The sequence below is a fragment of the Bacillus sp. FJAT-29937 genome (assembly GCF_001509555.1).
GTDB lineage: Bacteria > Bacillota > Bacilli > Bacillales > Cytobacillaceae > Cytobacillus.
This window is the reverse complement of the sequence record NZ_LMAS01000003.1, coordinates 519,022-538,646: the sequence shown is the minus strand read 5'-3', so window position 1 is coordinate 538,646 and position 19,625 is coordinate 519,022. Positions and strand designations below refer to the sequence as shown.

22 protein-coding genes are annotated in these 19,625 nt (G+C 38.6%); 2 read left to right on the top strand and 20 right to left on the bottom strand.

All coding sequences use genetic code 11. The annotated features are described in order from the left end of the window. Window positions 1-27: 27 nt before the first annotated feature. The 20 genes from recN to spoIIIAA form a co-directional block, all read right to left on the bottom strand. Entirely contained in the window at window positions 28-1,713 is a 1,686-nt protein-coding gene (recN, locus tag AR328_RS08930) for a DNA repair protein RecN (RefSeq protein WP_066293727.1), read from the bottom strand. Window positions 1,714-1,728: 15 nt separating this feature from the next. Next, window positions 1,729-2,178, bottom strand: a complete 450-nt coding sequence (gene ahrC / locus AR328_RS08925) for a transcriptional regulator AhrC/ArgR (RefSeq protein ID WP_066293724.1) — start codon at window positions 2,176-2,178, stop codon at window positions 1,729-1,731. Window positions 2,179-2,373: 195 nt separating this feature from the next. After that, entirely contained in the window at window positions 2,374-3,216 is an 843-nt protein-coding gene (locus AR328_RS08920; protein WP_066293721.1) for a TlyA family RNA methyltransferase, read from the bottom strand. Between the two features lie 3 nt (window positions 3,217-3,219). Continuing rightward, window positions 3,220-5,112: a 1-deoxy-D-xylulose-5-phosphate synthase gene (gene dxs / locus AR328_RS08915; RefSeq protein WP_066293719.1), complete on the bottom strand. Its 1,893-nt coding sequence runs from the start codon at window positions 5,110-5,112 to the stop codon at window positions 3,220-3,222. Window positions 5,113-5,279: 167 nt separating this feature from the next. Then, window positions 5,280-6,170: a polyprenyl synthetase family protein gene (locus AR328_RS08910; RefSeq protein ID WP_066293717.1), complete on the bottom strand. Its 891-nt coding sequence runs from the start codon at window positions 6,168-6,170 to the stop codon at window positions 5,280-5,282. A gap of 2 nt (window positions 6,171-6,172) precedes the next feature. Beyond that, the gene (locus AR328_RS08905; RefSeq protein ID WP_066293716.1) at window positions 6,173-6,406 is read right to left on the bottom strand and encodes an exodeoxyribonuclease VII small subunit; all 234 of its coding nucleotides are present in this window, start codon (window positions 6,404-6,406) and stop codon (window positions 6,173-6,175) included. 5 nt (window positions 6,407-6,411) lie between these two features. Beyond that, the gene (gene xseA, locus AR328_RS08900) at window positions 6,412-7,752 is read right to left on the bottom strand and encodes an exodeoxyribonuclease VII large subunit (RefSeq protein WP_066293714.1); all 1,341 of its coding nucleotides are present in this window, start codon (window positions 7,750-7,752) and stop codon (window positions 6,412-6,414) included. Window positions 7,753-7,897: 145 nt separating this feature from the next. Further along, window positions 7,898-8,761 (bottom strand): bifunctional methylenetetrahydrofolate dehydrogenase/methenyltetrahydrofolate cyclohydrolase FolD, encoded by an 864-nt coding sequence (folD, locus tag AR328_RS08895; protein ID WP_066293708.1) that lies wholly within the window; start codon window positions 8,759-8,761, stop codon window positions 7,898-7,900. Between the two features lie 41 nt (window positions 8,762-8,802). Next, window positions 8,803-9,189: a transcription antitermination factor NusB gene (gene nusB / locus AR328_RS08890; protein ID WP_066293706.1), complete on the bottom strand. Its 387-nt coding sequence runs from the start codon at window positions 9,187-9,189 to the stop codon at window positions 8,803-8,805. A 283-nt stretch (window positions 9,190-9,472) separates the two neighbouring features. After that, window positions 9,473-9,877, bottom strand: coding sequence for an Asp23/Gls24 family envelope stress response protein (locus AR328_RS08885; protein WP_066293703.1), 405 nt, complete (start codon window positions 9,875-9,877; stop codon window positions 9,473-9,475). A 15-nt stretch (window positions 9,878-9,892) separates the two neighbouring features. Continuing rightward, window positions 9,893-11,251, bottom strand: coding sequence for an acetyl-CoA carboxylase biotin carboxylase subunit (accC, locus tag AR328_RS08880; protein ID WP_066293697.1), 1,359 nt, complete (start codon window positions 11,249-11,251; stop codon window positions 9,893-9,895). A 14-nt stretch (window positions 11,252-11,265) separates the two neighbouring features. Continuing rightward, entirely contained in the window at window positions 11,266-11,766 is a 501-nt protein-coding gene (gene accB / locus AR328_RS08875; RefSeq protein ID WP_066293694.1) for an acetyl-CoA carboxylase biotin carboxyl carrier protein, read from the bottom strand. A gap of 308 nt (window positions 11,767-12,074) precedes the next feature. After that, complete coding sequence (locus AR328_RS08870; RefSeq protein WP_066293692.1) at window positions 12,075-12,623, bottom strand: SpoIIIAH-like family protein; 549 nt, start codon at window positions 12,621-12,623, stop codon at window positions 12,075-12,077. Then, window positions 12,623-13,294 carry a stage III sporulation protein AG gene (gene spoIIIAG, locus AR328_RS08865; protein ID WP_066293689.1) on the bottom strand — a complete coding sequence of 224 codons (672 nt, stop codon included), beginning with the start codon at window positions 13,292-13,294 and terminating at the stop codon, window positions 12,623-12,625. The genes AR328_RS08870 and spoIIIAG overlap by 1 nt, the downstream gene beginning before the upstream one ends. After that, window positions 13,287-13,916: a stage III sporulation protein AF gene (gene spoIIIAF, locus AR328_RS08860; protein ID WP_066293687.1), complete on the bottom strand. Its 630-nt coding sequence runs from the start codon at window positions 13,914-13,916 to the stop codon at window positions 13,287-13,289. The genes spoIIIAG and spoIIIAF overlap by 8 nt, the downstream gene beginning before the upstream one ends. 13 nt (window positions 13,917-13,929) lie before the next feature. Next, a complete protein-coding gene (spoIIIAE, locus tag AR328_RS08855; protein ID WP_066293684.1) occupies window positions 13,930-15,129 on the bottom strand; it encodes a stage III sporulation protein AE in 1,200 nt (399 codons plus the stop codon). Window positions 15,130-15,168: 39 nt separating this feature from the next. Then, window positions 15,169-15,558 carry a stage III sporulation protein AD gene (gene spoIIIAD, locus AR328_RS08850; RefSeq protein ID WP_191969118.1) on the bottom strand — a complete coding sequence of 130 codons (390 nt, stop codon included), beginning with the start codon at window positions 15,556-15,558 and terminating at the stop codon, window positions 15,169-15,171. A 14-nt stretch (window positions 15,559-15,572) separates the two neighbouring features. Continuing rightward, complete coding sequence (spoIIIAC, locus tag AR328_RS08845; RefSeq protein ID WP_009794945.1) at window positions 15,573-15,779, bottom strand: stage III sporulation protein AC; 207 nt, start codon at window positions 15,777-15,779, stop codon at window positions 15,573-15,575. Between the two features lie 61 nt (window positions 15,780-15,840). Next, on the bottom strand, window positions 15,841-16,356 hold the full coding sequence (gene spoIIIAB, locus AR328_RS08840; protein WP_066293678.1) for a stage III sporulation protein SpoIIIAB: 516 nt from the start codon (window positions 16,354-16,356) through the stop codon (window positions 15,841-15,843). Next, window positions 16,357-17,283 carry a stage III sporulation protein AA gene (gene spoIIIAA / locus AR328_RS08835; RefSeq protein ID WP_066293672.1) on the bottom strand — a complete coding sequence of 309 codons (927 nt, stop codon included), beginning with the start codon at window positions 17,281-17,283 and terminating at the stop codon, window positions 16,357-16,359. It lies immediately after the preceding gene. 154 nt (window positions 17,284-17,437) lie between these two features. Between spoIIIAA and AR328_RS08830 the strand changes: the two genes are divergently transcribed. Further along, a complete protein-coding gene (locus AR328_RS08830) occupies window positions 17,438-18,841 on the top strand; it encodes an alkaline phosphatase (RefSeq protein WP_066293669.1) in 1,404 nt (467 codons plus the stop codon). A 78-nt stretch (window positions 18,842-18,919) separates the two neighbouring features. Then, entirely contained in the window at window positions 18,920-19,594 is a 675-nt protein-coding gene (locus AR328_RS08825; protein ID WP_066293666.1) for an SIMPL domain-containing protein, read from the top strand. Window positions 19,595-19,625 lie beyond the last annotated feature (31 nt).

Sequence of the window (19,625 nt, the reverse complement as noted above, 5' to 3'; positions counted from 1 at the left end):
GGATAGCTTTTCATGTATTTTTTCTTCCTACACCTTAATTTTGTTTGCGAGCTGAAGAAGCTCTTTCGCATGCTCTTTCGTTAAATCGGTAATTTCGACACCTGATATCATCCGGCCAATTTCCTTCACTTTTTCTGCTTCATTTAAAGCTTTAACCGTTGTTTTCGTCCGGCCATCTTTAATATTTTTTGCAATATACAAATGGGTGTCAGCCATTGCAGCTACTTGAGGCAAGTGAGAGATGCACAACACTTGAGATTTGATGGCCACTTGGTGAATCTTTTCTGCAATTGCTTGTGCTACCCGGCCACTCACACCCGTATCCACTTCATCGAAAATAATCGAAGTAACCCCTTGATGCTTTGAAAAAATACTTTTTAACGCAAGCATAATTCTTGATAATTCTCCGCCTGATGCAATCTTGGAGAGGGGTTTTAATGGTTCCCCTGGATTAGTCGATAGATAAAATTCAACTTTATCCAATCCATTTTTTGTAAAGTTATCCATATCTGATTCAAATTTTACCTCAAATACAGTCTTGTCCATATAAAGCTCTTTTAATTCTTTATGTATTAACTTTATTAATGTTTTGGCTGTGTTTTTCCTTAAATTTGTTAATTCTTCTGCCTCAACTGTAAGATCCTTTCGCAATGAGGAAATTTCTTTTTCTAACTTTCCGATATGTGTTTCTTTATTTTGCAATGTTTCTATTTCCTCTTCAATTTTCGAGGCATATTCAAGTATTTCAACAATTGTCTTCCCGTATTTTCGCTTTAATTGTTGAATCTCATTTAGCCGGTCTTCGATTTCAGCAAGTCTTCTAGGGTCGAATTCAAGAAAATCAAGCTCATTCCGGAGACTTCTCATGACATCCTCAAGCTGGTAAAAGCTATTCGAGATCGTCTCAGCAAGCTCCTTATAGGCAGGATCTACTTCCGCAGCATCTTCAACATGCCCCATAACAAGACCTATCCAATCCAGGCCTCTTTGTTCCCCTTGAAGACCAGCATAGCCCGACTGCAAGGAATCATAAATCCGTTCGAAGTTACTGAGCTTTTTGCGCTCTTCGAAAAGCTCCTCATCTTCATTTAGCTTTAAATTTGCTTTAAGAATTTCATCATATTGAAATTGGATTAAATCTAGCCGATGGGCCATCTGCTGATCATTTTCACTTAATGTTTTTAACGATTTTAATTTTTGCTCATACTTATGATAAACTTGCTGGTATTCTATAAGTGCAGAGCTTATCTTTCTGCCGCCATATTGGTCAAGCAGATTTATATGCTTTATTTCATCCATCAGTTCCTGATGCTCATGCTGCCCATGAATGTCAATCAATGTACTTCCAATTTCCCTTAAAATCGAAATTGTGACAAGCTTGCCATTAATTCTACATACACTTTTTCCTGATTTCGAAATATCTCTTCTAAGTACAATCATTCCATCATCAAGCTCAATGCCAAATTCACTGGCCTTTTTGTAAATAGGATGATTAGGATCTTCAAACTGAAAAAGACCTTCAATTTCAGCCTTTTCTTCTCCATGCCTGACAAACTCAGCCGATCCTCTTCCCCCAACTAGTAAGTGAATCGCATCAATAATAATCGACTTACCGGCACCTGTTTCTCCGCTTAATACAGTTAAGCCCTTATCAAATGAGATCGAAAGGGCTTCAATAATAGCAAAGTTTCTAATTGATAATTCAGTTAACAAATGAAATCATCCCCATTACAGCATTTCTAGAAAACGATTAGTGATATCTTCAGTTTGTTCAGGTGTTCTGCAAATAATTAAACAAGTATCATCGCCGCATATTGTCCCCATGATCTCTTCCCAATCCAAATTATCAATAAGCGCTCCTATCGCCATCGCATTTCCCGGCAGGGTTTTCATCACGAGCAAGTTTCCTGCAGAATCGATCCGGACAAATGCATCAATTAGGTTTCGTCTTAATTTTTGTAAAGGATTGAATCGCTGATCAGCAGGAAGACTATATTTATATCTGCCATCCTGCAGTGGAACTTTTACAAGGTGAAGTTCTTTAATATCCCTTGATACTGTTGCTTGTGTTACATTGAATCCAGCATTCTTTAACTCATCTACAAGATCATCCTGTGTTTCAATATCATTATTTGCAATAATTTCCCGAATTTTAATATGACGTTGACCCTTTGTCATATAATCACCCCAATTATAAAAAACGCTATGCGCCTAAATTTTATATTTAACTTTAGAAATAGTTGTAAAAAAAGAATAAAATCTACTTATATGTTAGCCGATTTTCCCTATAAAGTACAATTATTCTTTGTTTTTCATGCTATTAATTAGTCATTTAGGCTGACTTAAATAAAATGAAGAGGAGTAAGCAGTTGCCTAATCCTCTTCATTTTGCTTTGTCTTAAGTTCTGTATGAGCTTCATTCACCATTGCCTGAGCCTCAAAGTTCAAGTTGTTTTCACCGATTTCCTTCTCACCTGTCCAATAAAGGTGCAGCAGGAATTCAATATTCCCATCGCCCCCGGTTATAGGGGAAAACGATAGGTTTTTCACATCGAATCCTTGACTTATGGCAAAGGCAATCATTGTTTCAAGAACATGAGTATGGACTTTAGCATCACGAACAATCCCTTTTTTTCCAACTTGTTCGCGTCCTGCCTCAAACTGAGGCTTAACAAGTGCCACTACATCACTGCCCGGTACTAATAAGGTTTTTAGTACAGGAAGGATAAGCTTTAAAGAGATGAATGAAACATCAATTGAAGCGAAAGTGGGCATTCCTTCTTGAAGATCTGCTGGTGTTACATAACGGAAATTGGTTCGCTCCATCACAACAACCCGTTCATCTTTCCTTAGCTTCCAAGCAAGCTGATTATATCCGACATCAAGGGCATAAGACATTTTCGCCCCATTTTGTATAGCACAATCTGTAAATCCGCCTGTTGATGCACCAATATCGAGAAGGATTTTGTCCTTCACATTAAGATCAAATACTTTTAATGCTTTTTCAAGCTTTAGCCCGCCTCTGCTTACATACGGCATGACTTTTCCTTTTACTCTTAGCGGAATATCGCTGCTAACCTTTTCTCCCGGCTTGTCGAGACGAGTCTCATTACTAAATACAAGCCCAGCCATAACCGTTCGTTTTGCCTTCTCCCTCGTCTCAGCTAAGCCTCTTTCAACTAATAAAATATCTAACCGTTCCTTCTTTGCTTTCATTCCTTAAGCCCTTTTCTGTTTCTTTCTAGCAAGAATATTTATTCGATCGACTACATCACCCGTAGTCATGCCGATTTCTTCTAATAGCTTATCAACGCTGCCATGTTCAATGAAACGGTCTGGAATGCCCATCCGGTCAATTTCTATATGATGAAAGCCGCTTTCATGGGCAAATTCAAGTACCGTGCTGCCAAAACCGCCTTGAAGAACCGCCTCTTCAATCGTTAAAATCGGCATATGTTCTTTAAATAACTCGATGAGCATTTTTTCATCTAAAGGTTTAATAAATCTTGCATTGATTACTTTTATAGACTGGCCTTGTTTCTCTAGAATAGCTGCTGCTTTCAATGCCATTGGAATCGTTGTTCCAAATGTGAGAATGGCAGCATCTGTACCGTTCTTAAGTACTTCCCAAGTCCCAATAGGAATCTTGCGGAAGTTTGTATCCATTGGCACACCTAATCCATTTCCGCGTGGAAATCTCATGGCAATTGGCCCGTCATCATAGTTAACAGCCGTATAGACCATATGCTGGCCTTCATTTTCATCTTTAGGCATCATCAGAACAAGATTTGGGACATGTCTCAAAAAGGCAATGTCAAAAACACCTTGATGTGTTTCACCATCTGCACCAACTAAGCCAGCACGGTCGATGCCAATAAAGACATTTAAATTCTGCCGGCAAATATCGTGCACAACTTGATCATAGGCGCGTTGAAGAAATGTTGAATAAATGGCAAGAAACGGCTTCATTTTCTGTGTTGCTAAGCCAGCAGCAACAGTCGCAGCATGCTGTTCTGCAATTCCAACATCATACATGCGTTCAGGGAATTCACTTGCAAAGCCTTCTAATTTGGAACCTACCGGCATTGCTGGTGTAATGGCAACAATCCGGTCATCTTTTCGAGCTAATTTGCGAACCGTTTCACTTACAAGCGAACTCCATGCTGGCGGTGTATTAACCGGTTTTACAAAATCCCCTGTTTCAATTTTGTATGGCCCCGTTCCATGCCAGTTTCCAGTTGTATCGCGTTCAGCAGGGGAATAGCCCTTTCCTTTTTTTGTAATGACATGCAAAAGGACTGGCCCCTCAGTTTTCTTGGCATAGCTTAAATTTTCAAATAAGCTTTCAAAATTATGACCATCAACTGGTCCAAGATAAGTAAAGCCCATCTCCTCAAAAAACATTCCTGATACAAAAAGGTATTTAAGGCTATCCTTTAATCTTTCCGCTGTTGAAGCAAGCTTACCTCCAACTGCAGGGATTTTTTTCAGGAGAAGTTCAAGCTCATCCTTTGCCCACTGGTATTTTCCAGCAGTTCGAAGTCTTCCAAGAACATTATGCAGCGCCCCTACATTCGGAGCAATGGACATTTCATTATCATTTAAAATGACAATCATATTCTTTTTTTCATGACCGATATGGTTTAATGCTTCTAATGCCATACCGCCCGTTAATGCTCCATCACCAATGACTGGTATGACGAAGGATTGTTCTTTTTTCAAATCCCTGGCAATCGCCATCCCCATTGCGGCAGATAATGAGGTTGAACTATGTCCGGTCTCCCATACATCATGTTCACTCTCGACCATTTTTGGAAATCCGCATAAGCCCTTATATTGCCTTAATGTATCGAACTGATCTGCACGGCCAGTTAGGATTTTATGCACATATGATTGGTGGCCTACATCCCAAATAATTTTGTCCTTCGGGCTGTTAAAGCATTTATGCAAAGCAATCGTTAATTCGACAACACCTAAATTTGGCCCAATATGCCCCCCGGTGTATGACAGCTTTTCAATTAGAAATTGTCGTATATCTTGACTTAATGTCTCAAGTTCTTTATTTGATAGCCCTTTTAAAAAAGATGGGTCTTTAATTTTCATTAGATCCATTCAGAGGATCACTCACTTTCATTTCTTAATCATGCATATATCTCTTTAGATGTTCAACAAAACTTAACCTTATTTATGGTTTATTATAACAGTATGACTGAAATCCTCAAGGCAGTGTAGTAAATTGCCAATTAAGAGATATTGCCTAATGCTTTATCATATAGTGTTTAATGGTTTCTCGTTTCTATTAGTTCAGCAATATCCTCGAGAAGCTTCGTATTCAGACCTGTTCCTGAAAGCCTGGACTTTGCTTGCTGAATATGATGGTGCAAAGCATCTTTTGCTCCTTCTAATGTAAGCAATGATGGATAAGTACTCTTATGTTTAGATGCATCACTGCCAACAGGCTTTCCAATTACTTCTTCCGTTCCTTCTAGATCAAGGATATCATCACGTATTTGAAAGGCAATTCCAAGATGGTAAGCAAATTCAGCAAGGGTTTCCAACGTTCCCTTGTCTGCCCCTGCAAGAATAGCACCGGCCACAACACTGTATTGCAACAGTTTACCCGTTTTGTGAATATGAATATACTCTAATTCATTTAAGTTTAAGGCTTTATCCTCACCGCTTATATCAGCAACTTGTCCACCGACCATTCCTTCAGCTCCAGCTGCTATCGACATTTCTTTAATGAGAGTAAGCTTCGTTTCTGCATCCGCAAATTCTGAAGGAGTTTCAGTAATTAATTGGAAGCTGTATGTTAATAGGGCATCGCCTGCCAAAATCGCAAAAGCATCGCCAAAAACTTTATGATTTGTTGGCTTTCCACGCCTTAAATCATCGTTGTCCATGCTTGGAAGATCATCATGAATGAGCGAATACGTGTGGATCATTTCTATTGCTGCAGCAGTTTGAAGACCTTTTCGTGTATCTTCCCCAAATGCTTCAAGCGTAGCAAATAACAGGAGCGGTCTAATTCGCTTTCCTCCGGCTTCTAATGAATAAAGCATCGATTCTTTTATAACGGAAGGTGCATTCAGTTTGCTGACACTTTCCCTTAACATATTTTCTAATAAGGATTTTTGATTTTTTGCAAATAAAGAAAGGGATTGTTGCAAAATTACTCCTCCTCGGAGATGACGAAATTTTCTTTTCTTCCATCCTCTGTCAAAATTTGAGTGAGCTGTGATTCTACACTTTTTAACTTATCATGACAAAGCTTTGACAACTCCATACCTTGCTTATAAATATTGATGGCCTCTTCAAGAGGGACGTCCCCTTCTTCAAGCTTTTCTACAATCACTTCTAATTTCTCCATAGCCTCTTCAAATGTTAATTTTTGTTCTGAAGACAACGTATTCACTCCTCTATTTCCGTAACAAGGCAATTTATAATTCCATCTGGCACTTGTATTTTTACTTGGTCATTTTCCTTAATTTGTTTAACGGATTTAATTAGGTTTTCTTGCTTTGAATAAACAAGACTATAGCCTCTATCCATAATTTTTAATGGACTTAATGCTTCTAAAGTAGCAATTTTATGTGAAAAATCTTTTTCTTTAGCGGCTATAATATTGAGCATAACTTTATTTAGCTGCTTTTGCATTTTTTCCTGTTGTTCTTTAGAGGTTCGTATTAAATCATTCAATGGCTTTCGCTGTATTCGTTTCTGCATTTTCTGCCAACCGTCATTTTTTTGATCAAAAAGCTTTTTAGAACCTTTCTCCAGCTGCTCTGTTAATTTGTCTACCTGCTCTAGTTTTTGTTCATACAATTTTTGAGGATAACGAAAAGCATATGATTTTTGAATTCTAGATAATCTTTCACCTTTTAGCGTCATATGTTCTTTCAGTGCCCTTAGCAAGCGCGACTCTCGATTTAGAATTCTTTCTGTTAAATCCTCAATGTGGGGGACAGCCATTTCAGCAGCACCTGTTGGAGTGGGAGCTCGCAAATCAGCTGCAAAATCAGCAATGGTAAAATCAGTTTCATGTCCAACAGCCGAAATAATGGGAATTTGTGAATGGAAAATGGCCTTAGCCACCTCTTCCTCATTAAAAGCCCAAAGCTCTTCAATCGAACCCCCGCCACGCCCAATTATAAGTACATCTGTTTCATTTAATTGATTGGCTAATTGTATTTGCTTCACAATAGACGGCGCCGCCTGTGGCCCTTGTACAAGTGCAGGGAATATCATGATATTTACCGCCGGATAACGCCTCTTAATTGTTGTTAATATATCACGGATTGCTGCTCCAGTTGGGGATGTAATAATACCGACTGTCATTGGGAATTTAGGAATGGGCTTTTTATTTTGGGGTGAAAAAATTCCTTCCTTTTCAAGCCGTTCTTTTAACTGTTCAAAAGCTAAATATAAATCGCCAACTCCGTCTGGTTGCATTTCTTTAATATAAATTTGATATTGGCCGCTTGGCTCATAAACGGTAAGATCACCTCTAATAAGAACTTTCATCCCATTTTCAGGTGAAAATTTCATTCCCCGATTATTGCTTGAAAACATGACAGCAAGTACGCGCGCCTTCTCATCTTTTAATGTAAAGTACATATGACCGCTGGAATGCTGTTTAAAATTCGAAATTTCACCCTTTACCAAAACGTCCTGCAAATGCGGGTCAGCATCAAATTTTCTCTTAATATATTTAGTAAGAGCATTCACTGTTAAATAGCGTTGGTCTTTCATAATAATCTCCTTTAGAGTTATTACCACAACAAAACTGCCCTTTCATTATAGATTTAGTTTCTCAAACCGTCACGTAAAAAGCGTGCAGTATAAGAGGACTAAAGCATCATTTGAAAAGGGCAGAAGCTAGACAATTTATTAATTTTTACTTTGTATTTTTTTGCTGAATGGACTTAGCGGCCTTTAATGTATTAAACATAAGCATTGTTATTGTCATTGGACCAACTCCGCCAGGTACTGGTGTAATATAGCCTGCTACTTCTTTCACTTCATCGAAATCCACGTCTCCGCACAGCTTGCCTTCACTATTGCGGTTTATTCCGACATCAATAACGATTGCACCTTCCTTCACATGCTCCTTCGTTATGAAATTCACCTTACCAACAGCTGCCACAATAATATCTGCTTGTCTAGTAAATTTTTTCAAATCTGTTGTTTTGGAATGGCAATATGTAACCGTAGCATGTTTATTTAGGAACAGCTGGCCAGCTGGTTTCCCTACAATATTACTGCGTCCGACGACAACTACATGTTTGCCTGCAACATCCACATTAATATAATCAAGCATTTCCATCACCCCATATGGAGTACATGGCAGGAACGCATCCTGGCCTGTCATCATTCTTCCAATATTTACAGGATGAAAACCGTCTACATCTTTATCAGGAGAAATGGTTTCAATTACTTTCACTTCATCAATATGACGAGGTAAAGGCAGTTGTACTAGAATTCCGTGTATATTCGGGTCCTCATTAAGCTCAATCACTTTGCCCAGAAGATCTTCTTCACTAATTTCTTCAGGCAGCTCGATTAACTCTGAATGCATTCCAAGCTCTTTACAGGTTTTCTCTTTACTCGTAACATATGTTCTAGATGCTTGGTTATTTCCGACTAAAATCACGGCAAGACCCGGAGTAATGCCTTCACTTTTTAATTTTTCTACTTCTTCAGCAATAAAGGATTTTTTTTGTCTAGCTATTTCTTTTCCATCAATCAAATTAACAGTCATGTCATCTTCTCCCTAATAAGTAATAAAGGAACCTTCTGTCATCAAAGCTGCTGTTTAATCTTGGAAAGAACCCCATTTATAAACTTGCTCGATTGGTCATCCCCATATAATTTTGCAATTTCAATCCCCTCGTCAATAACGACATTTTGAGGTGTATCTGTGCAAAATAATAGTTCATAAACGGAAAGTCTTAAAAGATTTCGATCTACAGTTCCTAATCTTTCTATTGTCCAATTTTCTAAATTTTTCTTAATGGTTTCATCAATTGTTCCTTTGTTTTCTACAACACCATTGACGAGCTGATTAAGAAATTCATTGCTTGGCGCGTCTTCTAAAACATGTTCAATAGCTAAGGCTGGATCTACTTCACTTACATCAATTTGAAAAATGGCTTGTAATGCTTTTTCTCTTGCTGTTCTTCGCTTCATCTATTATTAACTCCTTTAACAGGGAAAGATTCATTTAATGATTTTTCTTATCCTTACATGATGGCTATTATCATTTATGCCATTTCCTTCTCTAAAAATACATTTTAAATCATAGCATAAGTATGTCCAATAAGCACTGAGTAAGAAAAAATTTTCCCCGTTAAGCCAATACCTATACCCACCATTACTCTAGCAGAAAACAGAATAAATTTAAACTATGTAACGAAGATTCAAGTAAAAAAGCCAAAGACAAATTGGGCGTCTTTGGCCTTTTCCTATTCAATTACATTTCCTGCTCATATTCCACTGCGTGTTTTTGATTTTCAAATACAATTCCAACGACATGGACATTTACTTCTTGTGCTTCCAGTGCAGTCATATTCAATAATGCCTGTCGAATATTATCTTGAATTTTCTGGGCAACGTTTGGAATAGAGACGCCGAATACCATTGAACAATATACATCTACTTTAATACCATCTTCAGAAAGTTCCACTTTCACACCTTTGCCATGATTTTTCTTTCCTAATCGTTCTACAACGCCTGTAGCGAAATTGCCGCGCATTTGCGCCACTCCTTCTACTTCTGACGCAGCGATACCAGCAATGACTTCAATTACTTCCGGAGCAATCTCAATTTTGCCTAATCCACTATTCTCATGGCTCATTTCCAGAATGTTCTCGCTCACGTTTAGCACCTCCAATTAGTCTTCTTTCTGCATAACATTATACATTTCTAAGAATTTAGTGTTAAATTGACCATCCACAAATTTCTCATGACTAAGAAGCTTTAAATGGAACGGAATAGTCGTGTGCACACCTTCAATAACAAATTCACTTAACGCTCTTTTCATTCGGGCGATCGCTTCGTCCCTTGTTGCCCCATAGGTGATTACCTTTGCAATCATAGAGTCGTAAAAAGGAGGAATCATATATCCCGGATATGCAGCGGAATCCACACGAACTCCTAAACCGCCTGGTGGAAGATACATATTAATTCTACCTGCTGATGGCATAAAGTTCTTCTCAGGATTTTCAGCATTAATTCGGCATTCAATGGACCAACCGTTAAAAGACACATCTTGCTGCGTGAAATTTAGTTTTTCACCTGACGCCACTTTAATCTGTTCCTTAATCAAGTCAACCCCAGTAACCATTTCAGTAACTGGATGCTCAACTTGAATCCGAGTATTCATTTCCATAAAGTAGAATTTACGATTTCGGTAATCATATATAAATTCTATCGTCCCAGCGCCTGTATAATCAACTGCTTTTGCTGCTTTTACTGCTGCATTTCCCATTTCTTCACGTGTTTCCCCATCCAATGCTGGGGAAGGTGTTTCTTCTAATAGCTTTTGCAGCCGTCTTTGGATCGAGCAATCTCTTTCTCCAAGATGCAGCGTATTTCCGAACGTATCAGCTAGAACTTGAATTTCAACATGGCGGAAATCCTCAATATACTTCTCTAAATACACACCTGGGTTGCCGAATGCTGTTAAAGCTTCCTGCTGGGTGATCGTAATTCCTTTAATAAGCTCTTGCTCATTACGGGCTACACGAATTCCTTTTCCGCCGCCGCCTGCTGTTGCCTTAATAATAACCGGATATTCGATCTTGTTAGCAAGCTCTATTGCTTCCTCAATATCCTTAATAATTCCATTCGAACCAGGAACAATTGGGACGCCTGCTTCCTTCATTGTTTCTCTTGCAATATCTTTCGTCCCCATTCTTGTAATGGCCTCAGGCGTTGGCCCGACGAAAATAATATTGCATTCACGGCATAGCTCAGCAAAATCTGCATTCTCCGCTAGGAAACCATACCCTGGGTGAATCGCATCACAATCTGTTAGCTTTGCGACACTAATGATATTCGTGAAATTTAAATAACTATCTTTAGACGCTGTTGGCCCAATGCAGTATGCTTCATCAGCAAGCTGGACATGAAGGGCTTCCTTGTCAGCCTCAGAAAAGACGGCGACAGTTTCAATCTCCATTTCGCGGCATGCACGAATGATTCGAACAGCGATTTCTCCTCTGTTTGCAATTAGCAGTTTTTTAATCATCCTGTTACCGCTCCTTATTCTGCTTTTACTAAAAATAATGGCTGGCCGTATTCTACCAGTTGGCCATCTTTCACTAGTACTTCAACAATTTCCCCATTGACTTCCGCTTCGATTTCATTGAATAGCTTCATTGCTTCTACGATACAAACAATGGAATCATTAGAAACCTTAGAACCAGCCTTTACATATGGATCTGCATCTGGAGATGAGGATTGATAGAATGTTCCAACCATTGGAGAAACAATTTTATGTAGATTCTTCGTATGATCCTCTGCTGCCTTAGAAGGTTCCTGAACAGCCGTTTCAACAGCTGGAACATGTTTAACAGCCTCTGGTTGTACTGCCTGTGGAACTTGAACTTCCTGAACTGCAATTTTCGCAGGCTGAACTACAACTGCTTCAGCGGCTTTCTTTTTCATTTTTATTTTTGATCCTTCATGCTCATATACAAATTCATCAATATTTGACTGATCAACAAGCTTAATAAGCTCACGAATTTCTTGTACTTTTAACATATTGGGCACCCCTTGTTTTCACTTAAGTTCATATATTCCTGGCTAATTCACCTAATGAATAATGAACCCGTAGAATAATTTATGACTAGCTACTAATATCATACGATAAAATCTTATTGAAATTCAATCATGTATTGCGACTATGAATAATAATTATGCCCAATTACCCTCTTCTCAACGAATTTTTTCCATATTTTCTAGCTATATGTTAAAGTTTTTAGCAGATATACCCAGGTGAGTTTCAATTAAAACAGCGAAAATAGCGGCCCCACATGGGTTCCGCTATTATTTGCATGTATTGAAGTTATTTATTTTGGCGCTTTAAATTCAACTGTAACTGCTTGAAGGCCGCCAATTTCGTTGTTTACTTCACGAATAATGTCGTTTGCAGCTGAGCGGGAAAGTTCTTTCGCTTTCACAGTCACACGAACATTTTTCCCCTCTGCACGTACTAGTACATCTTCATAATTCATCGAGCGAATTAACATTTCCAGCATTTCTTCTTTTTTAGCAAGGGCATCAAGCTGGTCAATCTGATCTTTTGCCGCACTGATTTCTTCAGCAGGAAGCTCGGTATTGGCCATCTTAGTTGATAACTCTTCAATCATTTTACTGCGCTCATCATTCAGCTTCAGGCGCAAAGCTTCAAACATTTCATCACCAGAAGCATTCGTAATGACTTCGCTATCGTCTAAATTCTCTGTTGCTGCTGTTTCATTTGATGACTGCTCAGCTTTTTCAGTTGAATCGGCTAAATTCTGACCCTTTTGCTCAGGTGAAGTAATATAATACACCGACAAGACAACCACTAAGCTCAACATCGTTAATAACCAGACTGTTTGTTTTTTTAATAACATCATGAATCCCCCTTAGTTTTTTTTGGCATAACTGCAACTCTGTGGCTAGGTACATCCAAGGCACGTGTTACTGCTTCTATGATCCATTTTTTCACTTGTATATTATCAGCCCCTTTTGCAACGACAAGAACCCCTCTGATTTTAGGTTTCTTTGTTTCTATTACAATCGGAACCTCAACTTCTCCATTTCTTGTAATGACTAGCTGCTCTTCATTTGAAATATCCTCGACATCTCTCTTGCCGCCTTCACGATCGGTTTCATTGGTAACTTGTGTTTTGCTCGTTCTGTTCTTCTCAAGGATCTTCGATTCAGTCGCATCAACGTTAACAACCACTGTCGCATCCTCTACTCCAACGATGGCATCGAGAGCTTCCTTCAACTGGGCTTCATATGCCCTTTCATAAGCAGCAATCATATCATTGCCCGCCTTCTGCTTCTGGCCAAAAGCTGGTACATTCTCTTCCTCATTCGCTTCCTGCTTATTATTCATGACAGGTATATTTGCATTGGAAGACTTATCATTAAAGAACATATTGCTTATCAGCATAATGGCTGCCCCAAAGAGGAGGACAAGAAGCAAATATTGATACTTTCCAGGCTTTTTATCCGGCTGATCGTCTTTAGAAAGCCATTTTTTTAATAGTGTGAAAGGCCCTTTATCTTTATCCATTCTTTTTTAACTTCCCTCCTTCTACTCGAACTTCAATTTTTTCTTCATTCACATTCCACTTTTCAGCTAATAAAGAGGCAATTTTTTCAGTTTCGTTGTTTGGACTGTTCGAAGGAAGAGATTCCCGCGTATTGATTTCAACTTTTTTAACCACTTCTACAGCTTCCTTTTTTTCGTCTTTAACCTTCAGCTGCACTGTTACCTTTTGGAGGTTTTCCGGGAAAGTGCTATCGGCTTTTCCATTAACTTCAACATCAATTCTAGAAATTTCTAACTGATACTGTGTCATCAGCTCCTCTTCCACTAGCTTTTCTAATTGGACAGCCATGTCTTCTAGAATATATGCGTCTTGCCAGGCTTGTATTTCTCTTTTCTTCATTTCAATTGAATTTTCTAAGTTTTTTTCTCCTGGCCCATCCATTGCAGGTACAGAAGCAAGCACTTTTTCGAAATCATTTGAAATCAGCTTTAATACAGGTGTTAATATAACGGCAATCAGTAAAAGCCCTGTCACCATTTTTGTATACTTTTGCAAATTTGAATTTGGTAGCAGCATATCGATCACTGTGGCTAATAGGACAAATAAAATAATATTTGTAATCCATTCTTTAATAAAATCCATTTCGCTTACCTCCCTACCTGACCATCATCGTCAAGTTTCCAGCTGCAATGATTACAGTGATACTTAGAAAGAACATGAGGGAAACAACAGCAAGTGCAGCAAAAACATAGATGACACTTTTACTAATAATGTCAAGGCATGAGATAATAGGCCCGCCGCCTAAAGGCTGTAAAATAGCAGCCGCAAATTTATATATAAACGCAATCATGAGAATTTTGATTGCGGGAAATGCCGCAATTAGAATAAGGATGGCTACTCCAGCAATTCCTACTGTATTTTTTAGTAAGACAGAGGCACTAATGACAGTATCTGTAGCGTCTGTAAACATTCTGCCGATCACCGGTATGAAATTGCCGGTAATAAATTTAGCCGTCCTGATCGCCACACCATCTGTTACTGCTGCAGATGCTCCTTGAACCGAAATCACTCCCAAGAATACGGTTAAGAACAAACCAAGCAGGCCAATACTTACATTTCTTAATAAATTTGCAAGCTGTGTTACCTTGTACTGTTCTGACATGACACTGACAATACTGAGCAATGCTGACAGGAATAATAAAGGCAATACGACATATTGAATTAATAATCCGCTCATATTCATTAAAAAAAGAATGACTGGATGGAAAAACGCAGCCGATACGAGCCCCCCTGATGAAGCGATTAAAGCGAGCAATAAAGGAATAAGCGCCAAAATAAAGGAAATCATCGTATCAATTGCTTCCTGAGCATAGCTAATGGCTACATGAAAACTATTTAATGCCAGGATGATTAGGACCATAAATACGATTGCATAAGCTGCCTTGCTGACCGTGCTCTTTTCAAAAGAGTTTTGCAGTGATTGCAGAAACATACTGAATATGGTTAGTAATATGAGTGATCCTAATAGTTTTCCATTAACAATAAATTCATGGAAGATAAATTTCATGAAGCCTGATGTCCAGTCTTTAAAGGAAAATTTCTTCTCTCCTTTTAGAAAGTCATAGAGACTTCCTTTTTGGCTTTCTGGCAAAAAACCTCCATACTCACTGCTGATTTTTTCCCAAAAGCTTTTTAATTCATCTATATTGAGAGAATCCAACTGAGCATTCACAAGTGCTTGCGGACTTATTGTTTTATTTACTTCTTCTGTTTGCAAAGAGGCTTGTACACTTGGTATTAGTAAAAAGAAGAATAGTAGATTGAGAAATAATATTTTCTGCAGCCGTTGCTTCATTCGTTACACCTCTTTTAAGAAAAATGCCGCATCTATTTATTAACCAGGGATCATTTGAATAATCGTTTCAATCATGACAGTTAATATCGGGATTGCCATTGCCAGAATAAGAATTTTTCCTCCAAGTTCAATTTTTGAAGCAATGGCTCCTTGGCCTGCATCCTTCGTAATTTGAGCCGCAAATTCTGCAATATAGGCGATTCCAATAATTTTTAATATCGTTTCAATATAGATCATGTTCACTTTTGCATTGATTGCAATTCTTTCAATCATGTGAATAATGGCATAAATTTGGTCGACTAAAAAAAGAAAAATCGCACAGCCGACAAATACAATGAGCAAAAAAGCAAAGTTTGGCTTTTGTTCCTTTACAATTAATGCAAGAAAGGTTGCTACAAGTGCGACTCCGACTATTTGCAAGATTTCAATGGCAAAGACCTCCCTTAGCCCTGAAATAAAAACACCGATTTAATTTTCTGAAATAGGTCATCTACGATGGAGGCAACCATGAACAAAATATATATAAATCCAAACAGTGTCACCCACTGGGCATATTCCTTTTTTCCAACTTGATCGAGAATTGTATGAAGAAAAGCGACAACAATTCCGACTCCCGCAATTTTGAAAATAATATCAACCTCAAGGCCCATCCTATTCCCTCCTATGAAAATCAAGCAGCATGCTTTGCTCCAAGTATGTGTTTTAAGTCTTTTACATTAATAAAATGATTAATAACAATCCTGAAAGAAATCCTAGACTTTTCGCCATCTTTTCATATTTGGCTTGTTTGTCGTAGGCATCATTCTCTTCTCGTTCTAAGTGTGATAATGTCAGCATGATTTGCTTTTGCTGCGACTTTCGATCATGGCGGCCTAATGTTTCTCCAAATTGTTTCATTATTTCAAACTCGCCTTGCTTCAAAGCAGTCATCTTCCAAATTTCCTTTAGACTTTGCTCCCATGCATCCCTCACTGTTGTTTCAGTATTTGTTAGTTTGATTGCGAAAGTTTCAAAGAACCTAGACAACGGCTTTGCCGATTGAGCCGAGAGCCTTCTTGCCGCTTCATGCAGTGGAGTATGCCCGTACATAATTTCAGCTTCTAATGACTGTAGTGCAGATTTCAGCTGCCTAAGCTGGCGTGGCCTTTCATGCAGATGCCTAGCTGCTTCAAATCCGGCCCATGTCGTGGCAACGATAATAAAGACGGCACCAATTAATTTAAACATTTAGGTCACTCTCACTTCATGTATAATCCCTTTTCCATTCCCATCCTTTAGGCCTGCTATAGTTCCGGGGCCATTTTTTCTTGTCAATTCAATAAACCGCTGAAATATTCCCATCTCAATGATGGGCTTCATTGTAGGCCTATTTCGTATTTCTTCTAATGAGTTTCCGTGTGTGGTCATGATGAGTTTGATTCCCGCATTTACAGCCTCCATGATCGCTTCTGCATCTTCTTTTCTCCCGATTTCATCAACAATGAGGACATCAGGACTCATTGAACGGATCATCATCATCATGCCCTCGACTTTTGGGCAAGCGTCCAAAACATCTATTCGCGGACCGAATGTCATTTGAGGAATGCCATTCACACTGCCTGCAATTTCAGATCGTTCATCAATAATTCCAACCTTGAAGGCCGGAAAGCGATTATTTTTGTCGCCGCTGGAAATGATTCTTGCCATATCACGAAGCAAGGTTGTTTTTCCCGTTTGCGGAGGTCCAATGATCATCGTATGAAGCCATGAGCCATTTTCCAGCAAGTTCGTAATCAATTTATCTGCTATCCCAATTTGTTCTCTGGCAATACGAATATTAAAGGAAGAAATATCTCTTATCGCCTTTACACTTCCATTCTCCAGGATGACTTTTCCTGCTAAACCGACACGATGTCCGCCCTCAATCGTGATATACCCTCTGCGTAATTCTTCCTCAAGGGTATAAATAGAGAAATGACTAATCTTGTTTAATAAATGCAGAGCATCCTCTTGCTTAACAACATAAGGGATAAATAGTGGTTGTCCTTTAATCGTTAATTCAAGCGGGCGGTTAATTCGTACACGTATCTCTTCCAATTCATTTAATTGCGGAGGCGAAATATGCATCATTTTTTCTGAAATATTTTTCGGCAAAAAAGCTAGAATCGTTTCCAAAGCATTGTTCCTCCCATTTTCTAATAGGACTAGCATCTTACTACTTAAAATGTATGCCTGCTTTGAAACAATATGACTTTGATTTGTTTATTTTGAGTATTAATAGCCTGTTTCACAAAAAATAAAGAAGTAATTTAAGAGGAGGGATTCCCGAATGAAAAAAAGTAACTTTTGGCTTTTCATTGCTATTCTCATTTTCGGAATTGGCTTTCATGCTTTTACGTTTGCAGAAGGAAATGAGGAAATTAATAACAGCTACCGTGATTCCGGCCCCAAAAATGTCATACTTTTAATTGGAGATGGAATGGGGATGGGGCAAATTGAAATTGCCAGACAAATGGAATATGGGAAAGAGGGTCGGCTTTTTCTTGAATCCCTTCCATTTGTTTCACTTGTCCATACGTCTTCAGCTAATTATGCCGTTACTGATTCGGCTGCGGGGGGAACAGCTTTAGCTATAGGGAAAAAGACAAATAATGGAATGATTGGAATAACAGCAGATGGGCATGAATCTGATAGTATTCTTGATCTATTTAAAAGTCACGATAAGAAAACAGGTGTGATCTCTACTAATACAGTTACAGATGCCACACCGGCTGCGTTTACTGCCAGTGTCAAAAACCGTTGGACTCGCCAAAATGAGATTGCTCGCCAGCAGCTCGAAAATAAAGTAGATGTTTTGTTAGGTGGAGGGGCTGATTTTTTTCGGGCAGACCGTCAAAATGGAAGAGATTTGATAAAAGAGGCTATTCATGATGGGTATACTTTTGTTTCTACTCGTGATGAATTGCTAGCAGCGAAAGGCAATAGAATGCTTGGTCTATTCCATCCTTCTTATATGAGTTTTAAATTAGATCGAAAATTATTAAGGAGTCAGGAACCTAGCTTAAAAGAAATGACTGAAATAGCGATTGAGTTTTTATCTAAAGGAGAAAAGGGCTTTTTTCTAATGTCTGAAGGAGCACGTATTGACCACGCCTCACATGCAGCAGATTTAACAAGTGTCTGGAAGGAAGTCATTGAATTTGACAATGCTGTGAAATATGCCGTGAATTGGGCAAGAAGAGAAGGAAACACCCTCGTACTCGTTGTTGCTGATCATGAAACAATGGGTATTTCTGCGACAGAGCCGTTAAACATTGAAGGTCTTAAAGAAGTGAAGGCCACGCCTGAATATATGGTTAGTAAGTTTATCAGAAAAACTAATTCATTGGAGTTTGAACCAAATAGTGTACAAAACACGGTAAAAAAATATGCAAATATCGAATTAACGGCTGATGAAATGACTCTATTGAATGAAAGGGTAAAGAATGCACAAGGAGCAGTCTACCCGCAGCATCAGGCAGCCTGGGTATTGGGAAGTATAATAGCTAAACATTATCACGCGGGAATCGCTGACCCATCCATACGGTCCATAAGTAGTTCCACAGGGGGGCATACAGCCAATCCAATCCCACTGTTTGCATATGGAAAAGGAGCAGAGTTTTTTAATGGAGTGCTGGATAATACGGATATCCCTAAGAAAATTGCTGAATTAATGGGCTATGAATGGGAGTAAAAAAAATTATTCGAATGTTCTATTTCCTATAGCCGTATATATTTACAAATCGTTATATACGGAAAGCGAGGGAAAGTAATGTATTACCAACAGCCATCCTTAAGAATACCTCCTTGTGGTGGAAAAAAACAAAATATCATCAGAGTTTCCGGTTTAGGAAAAGTAACAGCGGCACCAAATAGGGCTGAAATCACATTAGGAGTTTCGACAGAGGATGTTCAATTAGAGAAAGCTCAGAACGATAATGCTGCCGCAATAGCAAAAATAAAAAACGCCCTAAATTCAATAGGTATAAACGACGAGCAAATACGAACGGTGAATTATTCCATTTTTCCACAATATGATTTTATAGAAGGGAAACAAATCTTCAGAGGTTACAGAGTAGAACATCTGCTGCTTATTACGATTAGTGATATAGAGAAGGCGGGTTTAGCCGTTGATACGGCGGTAAAAAATGGGGCTAACATAGTCACTGGCATTAAATTTTCTGTGAGTAATCCAAGCCAATATGAACAACAAGCATTAGCTTTTGCTGTTATCCATTCGTTCCAAAAGGCTGAAGCGATTGCAAAAACGTTGGGAGTTCAACTGAATAATACCCCCATTTTAATATCTGAATTGGGGCTGCAGCGCGGAGAGCCTTTTCCGATTCATACAACCGCGTTTGTTAAAAGTGAAGCAGCCACGGCCATTCAGCCAGGTACATTAGAAGTGAGCAGTGAGGTTATAGCTGAGTATACTTATTTTCAATAATATATAAAAAGCAATAACCAAATGGTTATTG